Annotated in this window: 14 protein-coding genes; 6 read left to right on the plus strand and 8 right to left on the minus strand. The window is 61.9% G+C overall.

What is annotated here, in order from left to right:
• Positions 1 to 6 precede the first annotated feature (6 nt).
• The 4 genes from DTP52_RS02685 to DTP52_RS02700 form a co-directional block, all read right to left on the minus strand.
• Complete coding sequence (locus DTP52_RS02685) at positions 7 to 1,665, minus strand: intermembrane transport protein PqiB (RefSeq protein WP_109751720.1); 1,659 nt, start codon at positions 1,663 to 1,665, stop codon at positions 7 to 9.
• Entirely contained in the window at positions 1,646 to 2,290 is a 645-nt protein-coding gene (locus DTP52_RS02690; RefSeq protein ID WP_109751844.1) for a paraquat-inducible protein A, read from the minus strand. Before DTP52_RS02690 ends, DTP52_RS02685 begins: the two co-directional genes overlap by 20 nt.
• Positions 2,291 to 2,301: 11 nt before the next feature.
• On the minus strand, positions 2,302 to 2,898 hold the full coding sequence (locus DTP52_RS02695; protein ID WP_109751721.1) for a paraquat-inducible protein A: 597 nt from the start codon (positions 2,896 to 2,898) through the stop codon (positions 2,302 to 2,304).
• Between the two features lie 111 nt (positions 2,899 to 3,009).
• Positions 3,010 to 3,450 carry a CBS domain-containing protein gene (locus DTP52_RS02700; RefSeq protein ID WP_030138503.1) on the minus strand — a complete coding sequence of 147 codons (441 nt, stop codon included), beginning with the start codon at positions 3,448 to 3,450 and terminating at the stop codon, positions 3,010 to 3,012.
• Between the two features lie 310 nt (positions 3,451 to 3,760).
• Between DTP52_RS02700 and DTP52_RS02705 the strand changes: the two genes are divergently transcribed.
• Entirely contained in the window at positions 3,761 to 6,124 is a 2,364-nt protein-coding gene (locus tag DTP52_RS02705; protein WP_109751722.1) for a DNA polymerase II, read from the plus strand.
• 177 nt (positions 6,125 to 6,301) lie between these two features.
• Here the strand turns inward: DTP52_RS02705 and DTP52_RS02715 are convergent, their stop codons facing one another.
• The gene (locus DTP52_RS02715; protein WP_109751724.1) at positions 6,302 to 7,123 is read right to left on the minus strand and encodes an aldo/keto reductase; all 822 of its coding nucleotides are present in this window, start codon (positions 7,121 to 7,123) and stop codon (positions 6,302 to 6,304) included.
• 159 nt (positions 7,124 to 7,282) lie between these two features.
• A complete protein-coding gene (locus DTP52_RS02720) occupies positions 7,283 to 8,434 on the minus strand; it encodes an aldose epimerase family protein (protein WP_109751725.1) in 1,152 nt (383 codons plus the stop codon).
• Positions 8,435 to 8,731: 297 nt separating this feature from the next.
• On the opposite strand from DTP52_RS02720, the gene DTP52_RS02725 reads away from it, so the two are divergent.
• The 3 genes from DTP52_RS02725 (at position 8,732) to DTP52_RS02735 (ending at position 11,151) form a co-directional block, all read left to right on the plus strand.
• Positions 8,732 to 9,481: a hypothetical protein gene (locus tag DTP52_RS02725; protein ID WP_109751726.1), complete on the plus strand. Its 750-nt coding sequence runs from the start codon at positions 8,732 to 8,734 to the stop codon at positions 9,479 to 9,481.
• A gap of 107 nt (positions 9,482 to 9,588) precedes the next feature.
• Positions 9,589 to 10,374, plus strand: a complete 786-nt coding sequence (locus tag DTP52_RS02730) for a sulfite exporter TauE/SafE family protein (protein ID WP_109751727.1) — start codon at positions 9,589 to 9,591, stop codon at positions 10,372 to 10,374.
• A 228-nt stretch (positions 10,375 to 10,602) separates the two neighbouring features.
• The gene (locus DTP52_RS02735; protein ID WP_109751728.1) at positions 10,603 to 11,151 is read left to right on the plus strand and encodes a DUF4174 domain-containing protein; all 549 of its coding nucleotides are present in this window, start codon (positions 10,603 to 10,605) and stop codon (positions 11,149 to 11,151) included.
• A gap of 150 nt (positions 11,152 to 11,301) precedes the next feature.
• On the opposite strand, the gene ampC is transcribed toward DTP52_RS02735, so the two are convergent.
• Positions 11,302 to 12,450 (minus strand): class C beta-lactamase, encoded by a 1,149-nt coding sequence (gene ampC / locus DTP52_RS02740; protein WP_109751729.1) that lies wholly within the window; start codon positions 12,448 to 12,450, stop codon positions 11,302 to 11,304.
• Positions 12,451 to 12,714: 264 nt separating this feature from the next.
• On the opposite strand from ampC, the gene DTP52_RS02745 reads away from it, so the two are divergent.
• Together DTP52_RS02745 and DTP52_RS02750 are read left to right on the plus strand one after the other, a co-directional pair.
• Positions 12,715 to 13,593 carry a Dyp-type peroxidase gene (locus DTP52_RS02745; protein WP_109751730.1) on the plus strand — a complete coding sequence of 293 codons (879 nt, stop codon included), beginning with the start codon at positions 12,715 to 12,717 and terminating at the stop codon, positions 13,591 to 13,593.
• Positions 13,594 to 13,692: 99 nt separating this feature from the next.
• Positions 13,693 to 14,439 carry an SDR family oxidoreductase gene (locus DTP52_RS02750; RefSeq protein ID WP_109751731.1) on the plus strand — a complete coding sequence of 249 codons (747 nt, stop codon included), beginning with the start codon at positions 13,693 to 13,695 and terminating at the stop codon, positions 14,437 to 14,439.
• 150 nt (positions 14,440 to 14,589) lie between these two features.
• Here DTP52_RS02750 and mapR read toward each other — a convergent pair whose 3' ends face one another.
• Entirely contained in the window at positions 14,590 to 15,999 is a 1,410-nt protein-coding gene (mapR, locus tag DTP52_RS02755; RefSeq protein ID WP_109751732.1) for a GntR family transcriptional regulator MpaR, read from the minus strand.
• Positions 16,000 to 16,012 lie beyond the last annotated feature (13 nt).

Here is a 16,012-nt window from a genome sequence, read left to right on the forward strand (position 1 = left end):
CTGTGATCATTCTTTCACCGGCAATGTGAGGTTCTGTGCCGGTGCGTCCTTGGGACGACCGCGAAGCAGCGATTCGGGGTGGCGGCTCAGGTAGTCCGACAGTTCGCGCAGCGAGCGCGACATGCGCCCCAGGTCGTCCAGGGTCTGGGTCAGTTGTTCGCGCTGGGGCGAATCTTCGGCGAGGGTCGAATTGGCCGATTGCAGGGTCTTGCTCACGTCCTGCAAGGTGCTTTGTACGCCCGGCAGGGTCTTGCTGTTGAACTGGGCCAGGCCTTTGCGCAGCTCTACCAGGTTGCCATCCAGGTTGCCGGCGATGCTCTCCAGTGGCAGTTTGTTGATCCGCTCGATCATCGCCTGCAGTTGTTCCTGCAGTTGTTGGAGGCTGCCCGGGATGGTCGGGATGCGCACGGGGCGGGCGCTTGGGTCGAAGGTGACTTTTTCCGCCTTGGGGTAGAAATCCAGCGAGATGTACAACTGCCCGGTCAACAGGTTGCCGCTGCGGGCCTGGGCGCGCAGGCCGCGTTCGACGAAGCTGCCGATCAGGCGGGCGCCGGCGGCTTCGTCGTCCGGGTTGTGATTGAGGCTCTTGAGCAGCTTCTCATGAGCCTTGCCCAGGCGCTGCGGGTAGATCACCACGCCGACGTTGACCGGAAAGCTGCGCTGTTTCTCATCGAAATCCAGATTGATTGCCACCACCCTGCCGACTTCCACGCCGAGGAACTCCACCGGCGCCCCGACTCGCAAGCCGCGCAGTGCCTGATCGAACCGCAGGGCCAGGTACTGCGCCTTGCCATCGGGCGGGGCGAGGGCGCTCTGCTGGTCGGCGAACAGCTCGAATGTCTTGTCTTCGCTGGCAGGGGTGTCGTTGGGGCTGTATTCCGGCGCCCGGAACGCGATGCCGCCCAGCAGCAGCGCCGAGAGTGATTCGGTCTTGACCGCGAAGCCGTTGGCTCCGACGTTCACATCCACGCCGCTGACATTCCAGAACCGGGTGTTTTCGGTGACGTAGACATCGTTGGGCGCGTTGACGAACACGTCGATGTCGACGCCTTTGCCCTCGGCGTCCAGGGCATAGGACACCACTTGGCCCACTGGGATCTTGCGCAGGTACACCGGCGAGCCGATATCCAGCGAGCCGAGGTCCTGGGAGTGCAGGGTGAAGCGCTTGCCCGGTTCGCCATAAGTGATGGGAGGCGGGTTCTCCAGGCCGGTGAAGGATTTGGCGCGCACTTTCGATTGACCGGCGTCGGCGCCGATGAAGTCTCCTGACAGCAGGGTGTCGATTCCCGAGATCCCACCGGCCCCGATCCTTGGCCGCACCACCCAGAACACCGAATCCTCGTGGGTGAAGGTGTCGGCAGTCTTGGCGAGCTTGACCGTGGCGGTGACGTTCTTCTGGTCATCGCTCAGTTGCACGTCGGTGACCTGTCCGATGACCACGTTGCGATATTTCACCTGGGTCTTGTTGGCGGTCAGGCCCTGGCCGGTCTTGAAGGTGATGGTGATGGTCGGGCCTTCCTGCAGCCAGTTGTGGACCACCAGGGAAATGCCTACCAGCACCGCGATGATCGGCACGATCCATACCAGCGACACCGTCCAGCGACGGCTGGTGACGTGGGCACGGCCGGGTGCGGGTTGTTGCCCGTCAGTGGCTTGCGACTTCATCCATGACCTCCTCGGATGGTTGAGTGTCCCAGATCAGCCGGGGGTCGAAACTCATGGCCGACAGCATGGTGAACAGCACCACGAGGCCGAAGAACAGGATCCCCGGCCGCGGTTCGATATCGCTCAGGGCCTGGAACTTGACCAGTGCCGCCACCAGGGCCACCACCAGCACATCGAGCATTGACCAGTAACCGATGACTTCCACCAGCCGGTACAGCTTCGCCCGCTGGACCTGGGCCCAGGTGCTGCGCCGCTGCGCGGTCACCAGCAACAGGGTCAGGACCACGAACTTGATGCCCGGTACGGCGATGCTGGCGATGAAGATAATCAGGGCGATGTCCCAGGCGCCGCTTTGCCAGAACTCGATGACGCCACTGATGATGGTACTGTCGGCGCCTTCGCCGAGCATCTGGGTATTCATCACCGGTAGCAGGTTGGCCGGAATGTAGAACACCAGTGCGGCCAGCATGTAGGCCCAGGTCCGGGTGATGGCGTTGGGTTTGCGTCGGTGCAGGGCGGCGTCGCAGCGGGGGCAGGCCTGGGGTTCGTCGGTCATGTCACAGGCCAGGCCGCAACTGTGGCACAGGCACAGGTCCAGGTCGCGGGCTTCTGGCGGGGTGTCCAGCGGCTGGTCGTTCACAGGTTGTCCCACAGGTCGCGGACATCGCGCCCGGCAATGCGGATCATCAGCAGGCTCAAGGCCGCCAGGGCGAACAGGCCGATCCCCGGAAGCACGTCCAGCAGGCCGGCGAGCTTGATCACCGCCACCAGCGCGCCCAGCAGGCACACCTCCAGCATGCTCCAGGGCCGCAGGGTTTCCAGGCTGCGCATGCACAGGTTGAACCCCGGCGCCCGCCGCTGGAGGTAGGCATGGCCCAGCACCCAGAGCAGAAGCACTAGTTGGAAGGCCGGTGCAATGATGATTGCCACCGCTGTCACCAGGGCGATGAAGGTGATCGGCCCCTGGCTCAGCGCCACGATGGAGTCCCATAACGTCGCGCTGTTGCTCAGGCCCTGGAGGCGGATGCTCATGACCGGGTAGATGTTGGCGAAGGCCCACAGCACCGCGGCCGTTGCGCTCAAGGCCAGGCGCTGCTCGATGGTCAGGCCGTTGTAGCGCTGGATTACAGCGTGGCAGCGCACGCACGAGGCTTTCTGGTGCGGGGCGAGCACAACCGGCTCGTACACCGCATCGCAATGTTCACAAATGATCAGTCGGGCGGCGTCGGCCATAGGGATGCTCGGCAGGAACAACCCCTTCAATATAGAAGTGCGTTGAGAATGAGCAACCCGTCGGGCAGGCGGTGGGGAAATTCGCTACGTTTCACACCGCCTGCCGAGGGCTCATTCGCCGCGAATGTATTGCTCCAGTTGTCGGATCAGGTCGGCCTGCTCGGCAATGGCTTCCTTGACCAGGTCGCCAATGGACAGCAGGCCGACGAGCTTGCCGTCCTCGACCACCGGCAAATGCCGCAGGTGCTTTTCGGTCATGATGCTCAGGCAGGTTTCGACATTCTGGTGCGGGTCTATGGTGATCACCGGGGAGACCATGATGTCGCTCACTTTCGTGCCCACCGAAGAGCGGCCATGCAAGACCATTTTGCGCGCATAGTCGCGCTCACTGATGATGCCCAGCACTTCATCGTTTTTCACCACCAGCAAGGCGCCGACGTTTTTCTCGGCCATGCGCATCAGGGCCTGCAATACCATGTCGTCCGGTGAGATGGTGTGCACTTGCTGGTTCTTCTCATCTTTTATCCGGAGCAACTGCGCGACGGTTTTCATGGAGGGAGCCTCAGGTGTTGTTTTTGCGGGTGATTAAAGAATCGTAGACCCAACGGCGCAGAGCAAGCGGTAAAGCGGCGGCCAGTCGTCCAAAAGCGTCATTGTCGGTGAATTTCCCACCGATGTGATGTCATTCCCCTGTGGCGAGGGGAGTCCCTTTGTGGGAGCAAGGCTTGCCCGCGATGGCGCCGGCGCGGTCTCCCAGAGGAAACGGGGCGCCTGCATCGCGGGCAAGCCTTGCTCCCACAGAAGGATAAATCCCCTCGCCACAGGTAGAATCGCGGTACACCTAAAATTCGAGGTTGCAGCGGTGGATTTACAGCAGGGCTTCGTCCTGACCCGGCATTGGCGCGATACCCCGGCCGGCACCGAAGTCGAGTTCTGGTTGGCGACTGATGCCGGCCCCCGACGTGTGCGCCTGCCGGTGCAGCCGTCGGTGGCGTTTGTGCCGCAGATCCAGCGCGGCCAGCTCGAAGCCCTGCTGCAAGGGGAGAAGGACATAGAGCTCCGTCCCCTGGACCTGCTGGATTTCGAACACCGTCCGGTGTTGGGGCTGTATTGCCAGCAACACGCCCAGTTGATGCGCCTGGACACCACCTTGCGCCGTGCCGGTGTGGAGGTGTTCGAGGCGGATATCCGGCCGCCGGAGCGCTACCTGATGGAACGCTTCATCACCGCACCGGTCTGGTTTGGCGGTACGCCGGCCGCCGATGGCCTGCTGGTCGACGTCCAGATGAAGCCGGCGCCCGACTACCGGCCGCCGTTGCGCCTGGTGTCCCTGGACATCGAAACCACCGCCCAGGGCGAACTGTACTCGATTGCCCTGGAAGGCTGTGGTGAGCGCCAGGTCTACATGCTCGGGCCCGCCAACGGCGACGATAGCGGCGTGGATTTCCAGCTGGAATACTGCGAATCACGCACGGCGCTGCTGAAAAAACTCAACGACTGGTTCGCCCGTTTCGACCCCGATGGAATCATTGGCTGGAACCTGGTGCAATTCGATCTGCGGGTGCTGCATGAACACGCCCGACGGCTGGCGGTGCCGTTGCGCCTGGGGCGCGGTGGCGAAGAAATGCAATGGCGCGAACACGGTACGCGCAACAATCACTTCTTCGCCTCGGCCGCTGGCCGGCTGATCATCGACGGTATCGAGTCCCTGCGCTCAGCCACTTGGAGTTTCCCCTCGTTCAGCCTGGAAAACGTCGCCCAGACGCTGCTGGGGGAGGGCAAGTCCATCGATAACCCGTACCAGCGCATGGACGAGATCAATCGCATGTTCGCCGAGGACAAGCCGGCCCTGGCCCGCTACAACCTCAAGGACTGCGAGCTGGTGACGCGGATCTTCGCCAAGACCGAACTGCTCAAGTTCCTCCTGGAACGGGCCAGCGTCACCGGCCTGCCGGCGGACCGCAGCGGTGGTTCGGTGGCGGCCTTCACGCACCTGTACATGCCGCTGATGCATCGCCAGGGTTTCGTCGCACCGAATCTTGGCCAGCGTCCACCCGAAGCCAGCCCGGGCGGCTTTGTCATGGACTCCCAGCCGGGGCTCTACGAGTCGGTGCTGGTGCTGGACTACAAGAGCCTCTACCCATCGATCATCCGTACCTTCCTGATTGATCCGGTGGGTTTGATCGAAGGCCTGCGCCACCCGGATGAGCAGGAATCGGTACCCGGCTTTCGCGGGGCGCGCTTCTCTCGTAGCCGACATTGTCTGCCGGCCATCGTCGCCCGGGTCGCCGAAGGCCGGGAAACCGCCAAGCGCGAACACAACGCGCCGCTGTCCCAAGCGCTGAAAATCATCATGAACGCTTTTTATGGCGTGCTCGGTTCCAGTGGCTGTCGCTTCTTCGATCCGCGCCTGGCCTCGTCCATCACCCTGCGTGGTCACCAGATCATGCAGCGCACCCGCCAGTTGATCGAAGCCCAGGGGCATGTGGTGATCTATGGCGATACCGACTCCACGTTCGTCTGGCTACGCCGGGCCCACGGCCAGGAAGAGGCGGCCAGGATCGGCCGCGAGCTGGTGGCGCACGTCAACCAGTGGTGGTGCGAGTACGTACGTGACGAATTCGGGCTGGAGAGCGCGCTGGAGTTGCAGTTCGAAACCCACTTCAAGCGCTTCTTGATGCCGACCATTCGGGGGGCCGAGGAAGGCAGCAAGAAACGCTACGCCGGGCTGGTGACACGCGCCGACGGCAGCGACGAAATCGTCTACAAGGGCCTGGAAACCGTGCGCACCGACTGGTCGCCGCTGGCCCGGCAATTCCAGCAGGAACTGTACGGGCGGATTTTCCACCGCCAGCCCTATCAGGATTACGTGCGCGATTATGTGCGGCAGACCCTGGCCGGCGCGTTCGATGATCGGCTGGTCTACCGCAAGCGCCTGCGCCGGCCACTGGAAGACTACGAACGCAATGTCCCACCCCATGTGCGGGCCGCGCGCCTGGCCGATGAGTTCAACCAGCGTCAGGGCCGGCCGCGGCAGTACCAGAACGGCGGCTGGATCAGCTACGTCATCACCGTCGCCGGCCCTGAACCTTTGGAAACCCGCAATGCACCCATCGATTACGACCACTACGTGACCAAACAGCTACAGCCGGTGGCGGATGCGATCCTACCGTTTGTGGAGGATGATTTTTCGACGTTGGTGGGTGGGCAGATGGGGTTGTTCTGAAATCCCCAGGTATTCAGGCCGAGCTGTGATCAAGGCCTATCCCCGGTGGGAGCAAGGCTTGCCCGCGATGAAGACAACGCGGTGTCCTGGGGAACGAGGTGTCCGCATCGCGGGCAAGCCTTGTTCCCACAGAAAAACTCCATCGCCACAGGTCGGTGTGAATCCCAGGATTGGATGTCAAACCATCGCCAGCCGCTGCTTGCCTTGAGGCTGGGGAAATATCAGGTCCAGCGCGGCCAGGTCCTGCGGTTCAAGCCTCAGGTTCGCCGCCTCGGCATTCAAACGCACATGCTCGGGCTTCACGGCCTTGGGAATCGCAATGACATTGTCCTGGCGCAGCAACCAGGCCAGTGCTATTTGCGCCGGTGTGGCGCGATGGCGTTCGGCGATTTGTCCCAGGGTGTGATCCTTGAGCAGGTGCCCGCCCTGGCCGACCGGGCAGTAAGCCATGACTGGCATGGGCCGTTTCTGGCACCAGGGCAGCAGGTCGAATTCGATACTGCGTTCTTGCAGGTTGTACAGCACCTGGTTGGTCGCGCAGGCTGGCGCGGCCAGTTCTTCAAGGTCCGCCACGTCGAAGTTCGACACGCCCCAACGGCCGATCTTGCCTTCTTCACGCAGGCGTTCGAAGGCTTCGACGGTTTCCTCCAGCGGGTACTGACCGCGCCAGTGCAGCAGGTAAAGGTCGATGTAATCGGTGTCGAGCCGGCGCAAGCTGCGTTCGCAGGCCAAGGGAATGCCTTTGCGACTGGCGTTGTGGGGATAGACCTTGCTCACCAGGAAAACCTGGTCGCGCAGGCCGGTAATCGCTTCGCCAACGACGGTTTCGGCTCCGCCCTCGGCGTACATCTCTGCCGTGTCGATCAGGGTCATGCCCAGTTCGATCCCCAGCCGCAGGGCCGCCACTTCTTTCTTGTGATGGGACGGTTCCTCACCCATGCGCCAGGTGCCTTGGCCGATCACCGGTACGGACACGCCGGCCAATTCCAGAGTCTTCATGGCTACCTCCTGTTGTTAGACCGATAGTGCTGTGGCAGCAGGATAGACCAGGTGTTCACCTGATGAGCGTTCCCACGTTCTGCGTGGGAATGCTTTCCGGGATGCTCCGCGTCCCAAAGGCGTGACGCGGAGCGTGGGAACGGTCAGTCGGCGGGGACGTTATTTTGCCGAGAACTTCAGCACCATGGTCTGGGTGTAGGTCTGGCCTGGATCGAGCCGCGTCGAGGGGAAGTTCGGCTGGTTGGGCGAGTCGGGGTAGTGCTGGGTTTCCAGGGTGAACGCGCCCCAGTGCGGATAGACCTTGCCATGCTTGCCCTTGACGGTGCCGTCGAGGAAGTTGCTGGTGTAGAACTGCACGCCAGGCTCGCTGGTGTAGAGCTGCAGGCGGCGTCCGGAATCGGTGTCATACACCTCGGCGGCCAGTTTGGTCACGTCGCCCTTGGCGTCCAGCGCCCAGTTGAAATCGAAGCCACCCTGTTTCGGCTCGGCGAATTTGAGTTGTGGGTGATCGGCCTTGATATGGGTGCCGATGGCGGTGGGTTGGGTGAAATCCATCGGTGTGCCGGCTACGGGGGCCAGTTCGCCGGTGGGAATGAGTTTTCCAGTGACCGGCGTGTAATGGGCTGCGTGCAGAGTTGCGATCTGCTCGAGTATGTCGCCGTTGCCGGCGCCGGCCAGGTTGAAATAGCTGTGGTTGGTCAGGTTCAGCACCGTGGGTTTGTCGGTGGTGGCCTTGTACTCGATGCGCAACTCGTTCTGTTCGTTGAGGCTGTAGGTGACGTCGGTCTTTAGTGCGCCGGGAAAGCCCATCTCGCCATCAGGTGACAGGTAGGTCAGGGTGACACCCACCGAGTCCTTGGCATTATGGGGCTCGGCCTTCCAGACGCGCTTGTCGAACCCTTGTGGGCCGCCGTGCAGGGAGTTGCCATGGTCGTTCTGCGGCACCTGGTAACGCTTGCCGTCCAGCTCGAAAGCCCCGTCGGCCAGGCGATTGCCAAAGCGGCCGATGGTCGCGCCGAAATACACGCTGCCGTTCTTCTGGTAACCCTGCACATCGTCGAAACCGAGCACGATGTCGGCGGCCTTGCCGTTTTTGTCCGGTACGCTCAATGACTGCAGGATGCCGCCATAGGTGATGACCGTGGCCTCCATGCCGTGACTGTTGCGCAGCACGAATCTTTCCACCGCCGTGCCGTCGTCGGTTTTACCGAACGTACCGCGTTCGTTGGTCAGGCCGGCAGCCTGGGAAGCCGAGGTGGCGATCATCAGAGACACTCCGAGGGCCGTGAGCAGTTGTCTGGATTCAAGCATGGTATGACCTTCCTTCCTGTTGTTTTGTTGTTGTTTTGAACGCGGGGCGAGTCCGTTACTGGTCGGACAGCACTGAAGGTTTTTCGGGTTAGTAGTCTTTCTATTTGTGAGTTGAGAAGGGATTTATAGCCATTAATAGAGATTTATCAATTAAAAAGTAAGACTAATTGGGTTTTTGAGTTGTCGTGGAAGGCTGCGGGTTTTCACCGGACACTGCACTTTTGCGTTTTTTACCGCTCTATCCTTGGCCTGGAAGCGGCGACCCCCATCGCTTCCCCATGCCCAGACCGAGACTCGATGGCCGGTGTTTTTTATTCTGTGATGAGGTTGCGCCGCCGCGGCATGGCGTTGTTGGTCGGTGTGTCGGTGCTGTTCAGCGGCGGCTGCAGCCAGCAGCAGGGGCAGGACATGGTCACGCAGTTCAGCAACGCCAGGCCCCAGGAGTTCTTGCAGACCAGCGTCGACCGCATGGCCACGCTGTCGATGCACGACAACCTGCAAAGCCTCTATCTGCTGATGAGCAAGCTTTACCTGCGCAACCCCGAGGAACTGCGCAAGTCCGGCTTTCTCGACGCCCGCACCGCGGAAAAACAAGTGCGCATGGCCATCGAGCAGCAACAACCCTTACCGACCCTGGGCGGCAAGAAGGATCTGGCTGCCCTGAGCTATGCCATGAGCCCGGAATTTCTCGGTGATCGGGTCGGGGCGTTCATCTATGCCATCGGTAGCATGCTGGTCACTGCTCACGGCAATCGCCTGGAGTTCTACATGACCGACACCATCGATCCGCGCTTTGTCAGCAATGCGGCGCGCAATATCGAAAAAGCCACTTGGCTGCTAAGTCAGCGGCAGAACAAGGAGGGCAAACCGCTGCTGTTTTCCAATGAGATTTCGGAGGAGGGCAGCAACCTGAGTTTCGCCGTGGAGTTCGGAAAAATCGTCGCCCGGCTGGACCTGCTGACCCAGATGCTCGACGAACGCTACCGGCGGATCGGCTTGAATTATGCCCAGAGCCTGCTGTTCCTCAACTTCCTGCCGGTTCAGTGATGTGATGATAAAGGAATAAAGATAGATCATATCGATATAGGGGGTTATAAGAAAAATCGCTATGCTCGCGGCCAGATTTTTCATGCGGTCGTGTTGAGACGGGTTTAATGGATTTCGGTAATGTCGGTTTAGTCGTTGCGGGCCTGGTGGTCGGCTTCATCGTTGGGATGACCGGCGTCGGCGGTGGTTCGTTGATGACCCCGATCCTGTTGTGGTTTGGGATCAACCCGGCGACGGCGGTGGGTACGGACCTGCTGTATGCGGCCATTACCAAGTCTGGCGGTGTCCTGGTTCATGCCAAAAACCGCAACATCGACTGGGCCATCACCGGCTGGCTGACGTTGGGCAGCGTGCCGGCGGTCGGCTTGACGCTGTGGTTCCTCAGCAGCCTGCACAGCTCCCCCGACGCCATGAACGCGGTGATCAAGCAGGCCCTGGGCTTTGTGTTGTTCGCCACTGCCCTGGCGATCCTGTTCAAGAAGCGCCTGCTGCAATTCGCTCATGATCGTGCTGGCGGCCACTACAATCCCTCCGGTTCGCAACTCAACGTGCTCACGGTCATCACCGGCTTGGTGCTGGGTACGATGGTCGCGTTGACCTCCATCGGTGCCGGCGCGCTGGGTACTGTCGCGCTGTTCATCCTCTATCCGTTCCTGGTCACCAAGCGCCTGGTGGGCACCGAGATCGCCCACGCCGTGCCGCTGACTCTGGTGGCTGGCCTGGGCCATGCGAGCATGGGCAACATGGACTGGCACATCCTGGGGTTCCTGCTGGTAGGTTCGTTGCCAGGGATCTACCTGGGCAGTCATTTGTCGGGCCGCATCTCCGACGAACTGCTGCGCCCGTGCCTGGCGGTGATGTTGGCGATGATCGGGTTCAAGCTGGCGTTCTAGAACTGGCACCGAGATCCATTGTGGGAGCGAGCAAGCCCGCTCCCACACTCGTTTGCGGTGACTGTACTTCTAGCAGTCATACCTCTCCCTCCCATACGCGTTGGCTGGTTGCGCAATGACCCCCCTGGCCTAAGCTTCAAGTCAGGCAGGCGCAGTATCGAGCGACTCTCGCGGAACAATCGCCGCCCTGTGCAATCAGTACAGCGTAAATATCAAAAGGAGAGGCGCATGCTCATTCGGTCGTTGACCTTCGCTACCTTGCTGGCCATCGCCAGCCCCCTGTTCGCTGCCGATGGAGACTCACCCTTGGTGGCGGATGCAGGCAGGGCACGTCCCCTGATCGTCATCGCGCCCAGTACGGTCGACCCTGCCTGGGTGAGCCTGAAAAAGGCCTTGGATGAGCCGGCAGGCAAGCAGGGCTTTTCTGAGCGCAACATGGTGCTCTATACCGTGCTCAATACCATTGGGCAGCGCGATGGCAAGGACCTGGACCCGCAAAGCACCATGGCGTTGATTCGCTCGCTCAAGCTGGGCGCTGGCGCCCAGACCAAGATCATCCTGGTGGGCAAGGACGGGGAAAAGAAGCTTGAGCATTCCGGGGCGATCGAACTGAAAGACCTCTTCGACACCGTCGATAAACTGCCTGCGGCCGAAAAAGAAGCGACACCTCCAGCTCCACCTCCCGCGCCAGAGCCTGCGCCGGCCAAGGATGCGAAAGGTGCCAAGCCTGGCAAGGCAGTCAAGCCGGCAGGGCCGCCGAAGCCGCTGGATGATTGACTTCCAGTAACGACGAGGCTCCCTGTGGCGAGGGGATTTATCCCCGCTGGGCTGCGAAGCGGCCCCAGCATTTCTGCATGTCAAAGAATCCGGCGAGTGCTACGCACTCGAGAGGGGATAAATCCCCTCGCCACAGGTAACCCCGCCGATTTACTTCCCGTCCAGTGCAGTGAGGATCCGGTGCGCGGCTTTCACCCGTTCCTCGTTCGGGTAGTTCCTGTTGGCAAGCATGACGATCCCCATGTCCTTTCCGGGCACGAATGCCACGTAGGCACCAAAGCCGCCGGTGGAACCGGTCTTGTTGATCCAGGCGTTGACCGGCGCAGGGCGAGGCGGATCCAGCGGTTCGACCTTGTTTGGCGTCATCGCGACTTGCGTCGAGTTGCCAGCCAGCAGCGCATCCACGGTGAGCGGGTAGGGGTAGAACTCCCAACCCAACCCCTGGGTCATTCCACCGACCTTATAGAACCCGGTATGAGTCGTGGCGATGGCTTGGCGCAGGTTGGCGTCCAGTTTTCCGGGGCGCAGGTTGGCCTCGACGAAGCGAATCAGGTCCGATGAGCTGGTCTTCACCCCGTAAGCCTCGGAGTCCAGGGCACCAGGCCCGACCCGGACAGGCTTGCCGTCCTTTGCATACCCTTGGGCGTATCGACCCGACTGATCCTGTGGCACCCGCACATAACTGTGCTTGAGGCCCAGCCCTGGCATCAGTGTGCGCTCCATTACCTCGTCAAACGACTGGCCCATGCTGCGGGCTGCCAGATAGCCGAACAACCCGATGCTCGGGTTTGAATAGAGCCGCTGGGTGCCGGCCGGGTAGAGCGGCTTCCAGGTCGTGTAATAACTGAACATCCGGTCTGGATGGTCTGCCTCGTCGGGAAACTGCAACGGCAGGCCGCCGGCGGTGTAGGTGGCGAGGTTGAGCAGGCTGATGCCGTCGAAGGCGCTGCCGCGCAGCTCAGGAGCGAAGCGACTGGCCGGGTCCGTCAGGGACAGCTTGCCCTGGGCCTGGGCATAGGCGCCGAGGGTGGCGGTAAAGGTCTTGCTGATCGAGCCGATTTCGAAGAGGGTCTGGTCGGTGACCGGGTTTTTCGTGTCCTTGGAGGCCTCGCCGTAGTTGAAGTAATGGCGTTGGCCCTTGTAGGTGATCGCCACAGCCATGCCGGCGATGTCCTGTTGCTTCATCAATGGCTGGATCGTGGCATTGACGGCCTCTTCAATACGATCCTGGGCAAAGCCCGGAGCCGCCCCGTAGAGCAGGAAAAAAGTGCCTGCGAGTATCGATTTAGCCATGTGCATGTCGGACCGTCTCCTTGGATGGCGGTGGTTCAAGCCGCTCTGCATCCGGCAGCTTGCGATGCCTGGGGCATCTTGGGGCTGGTCAATCTAGGAGGTTTTCGGTTGCTCGGCAATTGGCTGCTATCGGGCTCAGGTCAGGTTCCGAGTCGTCTGACTGGCTCGCGGGAGTCTTCCTACGAAAATCTTTTGGCAGCCGCCCTCGGTGTCGCATGGCAAACCCACACGGCTGCCGGGTAGACTTGTGCCCTTTCTAAAGGAGTTCACATGAGTTACTACCAGCCCGGCATTCTCGCCACCCCTGTTCCGCCTCAGGCCCGTCATTTGTTTTTTGCCCTGGAATCGGTCGAGGCACTGCCGGCTGCGATAGACAAACTCCAGTCGCTGCTCGATGGGCGGGCCGTGGTCGGCTTCGGCGAATCGCTGGTCCAGGCGCTGGGCGCCCAGGTCGAAGGCCTGCGGGCCTTTCCTGCGTTGGCCGGCGTGGGCGTGGACAACCCGTCGACCCAGCACGCGCTGTGGTGCTGGCTGCACGGCGAAGACCGCGGCGAGCTGATGCACCGCAGTCGCGCCATCGAGGCCGCGCTGGCCCCGGCGCTGCGCCTGGTGCAGATGAACGAAACCTTCCGCCATATGACTGGCCATGACCTGACCGGCTACGAAGACGGCACCGAAAACCCTCATGACGAAGCGGCCATCGCCGCCGCCCTGGCCCAGGGCGCCGACGGGGTACGCGGTGGCAGTTTTGCCGCGATCCAGCAGTGGCAGCATGACCTGGACGGTTTCGCGGCGATGCAGCCCCACGAACGCGACAACATCATGGGCCGCCGCCTGAGCGACAACGAAGAAATCGACGACGCGCCGGAGTCGGCCCACGTCAAGCGCACCGCCCAGGAAAGTTTCGCCCCGGAGGCGTTCGTGGTACGTCGCTCCATGCCGTGGATCGAAGGTGACCGTGCAGGGCTGATGTTCCTGGCGTTCGGCTTCTCCCTCGATGCCTTCGAGGCACAACTGCGACGCATGAGTGGCCTGGAAGACGGTATCACCGACGGCCTGTATCGCATGAGCCGGCCAATCACCGGTGGTTACTACTGGTGCCCGCCGCTGCTGGACGGACGCCTGGACCTACGGGCCATAGCCCGCTGAACAGGCGTTTTGGTCCGCTGAGCCGGGCGTTTTGTGCAAACGCATCGGTCAACGCTATTCTTGGGCCGGACGTCTATCCGTGGAACGGGGGAAGCAAACGTGGATAAAGTCATCGTCATCACCGGTGGCGGTCGCGGCATCGGGGCGGCCACGGCGCTGTTGGCTGCCGAGTTGGGTTATCGGATCTGTATCAATTACCAATCGGATGAAAGTGCCGCGCAAGAGGTGCTCGAACAGGTGCGGGCCAAGGGCGCACAGGCGATGGCCGTGCGCGCCGACGTGAGCATCGAAGATGAGGTGATCAGCCTGTTCGACCGGGTGGATGCCGAGCTGGGACGTGTCACCGCCCTGGTGAACAACGCCGGCACGGTGGCCCACAAGTCCCGGCTCGATGAAATGTCCGAGTTCCGCATTCTCAAGATCATGAAGACCAACGTGCTGGGTCCGATCCTCTGTGCCAAGCACGCGGTGCTGCGCATGTCGCCCCGGCATGGCGGGCAGGGCGGCAGTATCGTCAACGTCTCGTCGGTGGCTGCTCGCCTGGGGGCGCCGGGTGAATACGTCGATTACGCAGCCTCCAAGGGCGCGCTGGACACCTTCACCATCGGCCTGTCCAAGGAAGTGGCTGGCGAAGGTATTCGCGTCAACGCGGTTCGCCCTGGCTATATCTACACCGATTTCCATGCCCTGAGCGGCGACCCGGATCGGGTCAGCAAATTGGAATCGGCGATTCCCATGGCTCGGGGCGGTCGTCCGGACGAAGTGGCCGAGGCGATTATCTGGCTGCTGTCGGACAAGGCTTCGTATGCGACCGGGACGTTTGTGGACCTGGGGGGCGGGCGCTGAGCTTTGGGATACGGGTTGCCTGTTCTGCCGTCATCGCGAGCGGGCTCGCTCCCACATGAGATTTGCTGAGTACCTGAGATATTCGTTTCACCGTAAATCCACTGTGGGAGCGAGCCTGCTCGCGATGAGGCAATAAAAGGCGCTCCAATATCAAAACGACCGAATAATCCGCCCCAGCGTCTCCATGGCCTTTTCCGACACGTCGGTCCACGGGCTGCCATAGTTCAAGCGAATGCAATTCCTGAAGCGCCGGGTCGGTGAAAAGATCGGTCCCGGCGCGATGCTGATGCCCTGGGCCAGGGCCATCTGGAACAGTTTCAGCGAGTCCATCTGCTCCGGCAGCTCCAGCCACAGGAAGTAACCGCCTGCCGGTTGGCTGACGCGGGTCTGGGCCGGGAAATAGCGGGCGATGGCGGCGAGCATCGCGCTTTGCTGTTCTTCCAGGGCGTAGCGCAGTTTGCGCAGGTGACGGTCGTAGCCGCCGTGTTGCAGGTAGTCGGCGATGGCGGCCTGGGCTGGCATCGAGGCGCACAGCGAGGTCATGAGCTTGAGCCGTTCGATCTTCTGCGCAAAGCGCCCGGCGGCGACCCAGCCGATGCGATAGCCCGGCGCCAGGCTCTTGGCGAACGAACCGCAATGCATCACCAGCCCTTCGGTGTCGAACGCCTTGGCGGGCTTGGGGGCCTGTTGGCCGTAATAGAGTTCGGCGTAGACGTCGTCCTCGATCAGCGGCACCTGATGGCGGCGTAGCAGTTCCACCAAGGCCTGTTTCCTTGCCTCGGGCATGGTTGCGCCCATGGGGTTCTGGAAACTGGTCATGCACCAGCAGGCCTTGATCGGATGGCGCTCCAGTGTCTGCTCCAACACTTCCAGGTCGATACCGTCTCGCGGGTGGACGGGAATCTCCACGGCCTTGAGCTTGAGCCGCTCCAGTACCTGCAGGCTGGCATAGAATGCCGGCGCCTCGATCGCCACCAGGTCGCCGGGCTCGGTCACCGCTTGCAGGCACAGGTTCAAGGCTTCCAGGGCACCGTTGGTGACCAGCAGCTCCTCCATGGGCAACATCAACCCGCCGACCATGTAGCGCAGCGCGATTTGTCGACGCAATTGTGGATTGCCTGGCGACATGTCCGTGACCACCATTCGCGGGTCCATGTCCCGTGTTGCGCTGGACAGCGAACGGGACAGCCGTTGCAGCGGGAACAGCGTCGGGCTGGGGAATGCCGAGCCGAACGGTACGGTGGCCGGGTCCTTGATCGAGTCCAGGACCGAAAACACCAACTCACTGACGTCGACTTCGGTGGATTCGTGCACCTGGCTACTGATCGCAGGCTCGGAAAACGGGCTTGGCGCATGGGCGTTGACGAAGTAGCCGGAGCGCGGCCGGGCCCGGATCATGCCGCGTCGTTCCAGCAGGTAATAGGCCTGGAATACGGTGGACGGGCTGACGCCGTAGGTCTGGCTGGCGTAGCGTACCGACGGCACTCGTTGACCCGGCCCCAGCATGCCCGAGCGGATCAGTTCAGCGATGTCGTCGGCGAATTTTTCGTAGCGTTTCATGGCTGGCCCAGTC

This window comes from Pseudomonas sp. 43mfcvi1.1 (assembly GCF_900115935.1).
Lineage (GTDB): Bacteria > Pseudomonadota > Gammaproteobacteria > Pseudomonadales > Pseudomonadaceae > Aquipseudomonas > Aquipseudomonas bijieensis.

Coding starts and splice junctions, on each gene's coding strand:
- DTP52_RS02685 (WP_109751720.1), bottom strand. CDS start 1,665: ATGAAGTCGCAAGCCACTGACGGGCAACAACCCGCACCCGGCCGTGCC.
- DTP52_RS02695 (WP_109751721.1), bottom strand. CDS start 2,898: ATGGCCGACGCCGCCCGACTGATCATTTGTGAACATTGCGATGCGGTG.
- DTP52_RS02700 (WP_030138503.1), bottom strand. CDS start 3,450: ATGAAAACCGTCGCGCAGTTGCTCCGGATAAAAGATGAGAAGAACCAG.
- DTP52_RS02715 (WP_109751724.1), bottom strand. CDS start 7,123: ATGAAGACTCTGGAATTGGCCGGCGTGTCCGTACCGGTGATCGGCCAA.
- DTP52_RS02720 (WP_109751725.1), bottom strand. CDS start 8,434: ATGCTTGAATCCAGACAACTGCTCACGGCCCTCGGAGTGTCTCTGATG.
- DTP52_RS02725 (WP_109751726.1), top strand. CDS start 8,732: ATGGCCGGTGTTTTTTATTCTGTGATGAGGTTGCGCCGCCGCGGCATG.
- DTP52_RS02730 (WP_109751727.1), top strand. CDS start 9,589: ATGGATTTCGGTAATGTCGGTTTAGTCGTTGCGGGCCTGGTGGTCGGC.
- DTP52_RS02735 (WP_109751728.1), top strand. CDS start 10,603: ATGCTCATTCGGTCGTTGACCTTCGCTACCTTGCTGGCCATCGCCAGC.
- ampC (WP_109751729.1), bottom strand. CDS start 12,450: ATGCACATGGCTAAATCGATACTCGCAGGCACTTTTTTCCTGCTCTAC.
- DTP52_RS02745 (WP_109751730.1), top strand. CDS start 12,715: ATGAGTTACTACCAGCCCGGCATTCTCGCCACCCCTGTTCCGCCTCAG.
- mapR (WP_109751732.1), bottom strand. CDS start 15,999: ATGAAACGCTACGAAAAATTCGCCGACGACATCGCTGAACTGATCCGC.